Origin of the sequence: Ramlibacter sp. (assembly GCF_035554825.1) — a bacterium.
Lineage (GTDB): Bacteria > Pseudomonadota > Gammaproteobacteria > Burkholderiales > Burkholderiaceae_C > Ramlibacter.
Genome location: NZ_DATMHS010000178.1, coordinates 1 through 1884, shown reverse-complemented (window position 1 = coordinate 1884; position 1884 = coordinate 1). Strand labels below are relative to the sequence as shown.

Genomic DNA, 1884 nt, shown 5'->3' with positions numbered 1-1884 from the left:
TTTTGCTGCGTCACCTGGTCCATCTGGGTGATGGCCTGGTTCACCTGCTCGATCCCGCGCGTCTGCTCCTGGCTGGCCGCGGCGATCTCGCCCATGATGTCGGTCACCCGCTTGATGCTGCCCACGATCTCCTGCATCGTGTCGCCGGCCTGGCCCACCAGCTGGCTGCCGGCGTCGACCTTGCCGACCGAATCGTCGATCAGCGCCTTGATCTCCTTGGCCGCCGCCGCCGAGCGCTGCGCCAGGCTGCGCACCTCGGCCGCCACCACCGCGAAGCCCCGGCCCTGCTCGCCGGCCCGCGCCGCTTCCACCGCGGCGTTGAGCGCCAGGATGTTGGTCTGGAACGCGATGCCGTCGATCACGCTGATGATGTCCACGATCTTCTTGGACGATTCGTTGATCGAGGCCATGGTGTCCACCACCTGCCCGACCACCGTGCCGCCCTTGACGGCCACGTCGGCGGCCGACTGCGCCAGCTGGTTGGCCTGGCGGGCGTTGTCGGCGTTCTGCTTGACGGTGCCCGTCAGTTCCTCCATCGAGGCCGCCGTCTCCTCCAGCGAGCTGGCCTGCTCCTCGGTGCGCTGCGACAGGTCCTGGTTGCCGGTGGCGATCTGGCCCGAGGCGGTGGCGATCGCATCGGTGCCGCCGCGCACCGTGCCGACAATGCCGACCAGGGCCGACTGCATGGCCTTGAGCGCCTGCAGCAGTTCCGCCGCCTCGTCCCGGCCGCTGCTCTGGATGTCGTGCGTCAGGTCGCCTTCGCCGATGCGCTGCGCGCCGCGCACCGCCTGCTTGAGCGGAACGACGATCGAGCGGCTCAGCACGAAGGCGAACGCGGCCCCCAGCAACAGGGCGAGCGCGGTGCCGCCGATCAGGATCATGCGGCCCTGCGCGGCGTTGGCCTCGGCCTCGCGCAGCGACGCGTCATAGGCGGCCTGCTGGCGCTTTTCGAACTCGAACAGGGCGCCATTGAACGCGTCGGCCAATGGCTTGAGCTGACGGTCCAGGGCCGCCGCCACGTCTTCGCCCTCCCGCCGCTGCTTGACCAGCGCCGCGCGCGGACCACGATAGGCATTGCGGGCTTCGTCGATCCGGGCCAGCAGCCGCTTGTCCTCGTCGGACCGGGCCAGTTCCAGCAGGCGCTTGCGCGACGGGACGAACTCCTCGGAGGTCTTGTCCATGTCGGCCTCCCACATCGGAATGCGGCTGGTGTCGGAATCGAGCACCGCCGCGCGCGTGCGAACCCAGTTCAGCTCGATGATGTGGCGCCAGCCCACGGCCAGCCGGAGTTTCTCGGCGTCGTCGGTGGCCAGCTTGCGGGCGGTCGCGGCCACCTCCTGCAGGCGCCAGACGCCGGCGCCGGCGATCACCATCGTGATCAGCAGCATGGCGCCGAACGCGGCGCCGAGGCGGGGTGCGATCCGGAGGTTGGTCAAAGTCAAAGTGGGGCTCCCTTGGTTGTGTTCTGGACGCCGTGCTGGCGTTGGCTGCGTTCGTAGGTTTCTTGCACGGGTCGGTTCTCTTCAGGTCTCGACCGGGTCGGCGACTGGCGCCGGTCGGTGCGCCGGCGTCCGGGTGGCGCCGGCTCGGCTGAACGTGGCGGCCTGTTCGGCCTGCATGTGTTGGTTGCGCCGGGCGGAAGCCGCCCCATGGTCGGGACCAACCGGCGGTTGCTGGCGCAGCTCCGACAGCTTGAACACGCTCACCGCCGCGACCAGGTGGTCGGCCTGCTCGCGCATGGCCTGCGCCGCCGCCGAAGCTTCTTCCACCAGCGCGGCGTTTTGCTGCGTCACCTGGTCCATCTGGGTGATGGCCTGGTTCACCTGCTCGATCCCGCGCGTCTGCTCCTGGCTGGCCGCGGCGATCTCGCCCATGATGTCGGTC

The 1884-nt window shown here is 69.7% G+C and carries 1 protein-coding gene and 1 pseudogene; both read right to left on the bottom strand.

Translation table 11 applies throughout. The features are described from left to right. A partial coding sequence (locus VNT59_RS21865) for a methyl-accepting chemotaxis protein (protein ID WP_414708434.1) occupies nucleotides 1-1442 on the bottom strand: 1442 nt, incomplete at its 3' end. A gap of 81 nt (nucleotides 1443-1523) precedes the next feature. Then, a pseudogene (locus tag VNT59_RS21860) lies at nucleotides 1524-1884 on the bottom strand (methyl-accepting chemotaxis protein); the annotation flags it as partial.